This window comes from Seonamhaeicola marinus, from assembly GCF_008085455.1.
In genome coordinates this window covers 288-1,120 of record NZ_VSDQ01000602.1, presented here as the reverse complement: position 1 = coordinate 1,120, position 833 = coordinate 288, and the positions used below count along the sequence as shown (strand labels likewise).

At 38.5% G+C, this 833-nt stretch carries 1 protein-coding gene; it reads left to right on the top strand.

The window, feature by feature from the left end; translation table 11 throughout:
• The coding region (locus FUA24_RS10745; RefSeq protein WP_246147019.1) for a translation initiation factor IF-2 N-terminal domain-containing protein at positions 1-833 on the top strand (833 nt) is incomplete at both ends.

Below are 833 nucleotides of genomic sequence, written 5' to 3'. Positions count from 1 at the left end.
AAAAAAAGACCGACGATAAAAATAAAACTGGCGACGCCTCAAAAAGAAAGCGCCGTAGAATTAGTAAAGTAGGTGGTGGTCCACAACAAGGTGGAGGTAACAACCGCGGAGGTCAAAACAGAAATGATCGTTTTAAAGGAAAACAAGGTGGCGGAAGACGCAATGTTGTAAAAGAAGAGCCTAGTGAAGAGGATGTAAAACGTCAAGTAAGAGAAACTCTAGAAAAACTCCAAGGTAAAAGTTCTAAAGGAAAAGGAGCTAAATACCGTAGAGAAAAAAGGGAACAACACAGAGATCAAACCGAAAGAGAGTTACAAGCTGAAGCAGCAGAAAGTAAAATACTTAAAGTTACAGAGTTTGTAACTGCAAGTGAGGTAGCTACCATGATGGATGTTAGCGTTACCCAAATTATTTCTGCATGCATGTCTTTAGGAATGATGGTTACAATGAATCAGCGCTTAGATGCTGAAACACTATCAATTGTTGCTGATGAGTTTGGTTATCAAGTAGAATTTGTAACAGCTGATATAGAAGAAGCTATAGAAGAGGTTGAAGATAAACCAGAAGATTTATTACCAAGAGCTCCTATTGTAACCGTAATGGGTCACGTAGATCATGGTAAAACATCATTACTAGATTACATTAGAAATGAAAATGTAATTGCAGGTGAATCTGGTGGTATTACACAGCATATTGGTGCTTACGGTGTAGAATTAGAAGACGGACAAAAAATTGCGTTTTTAGATACACCAGGTCACGAGGCCTTTACAGCAATGCGTGCTCGTGGTGCCCAAGTTACAGATATTGCAATTATTGTTATTGCTGCAGATGAT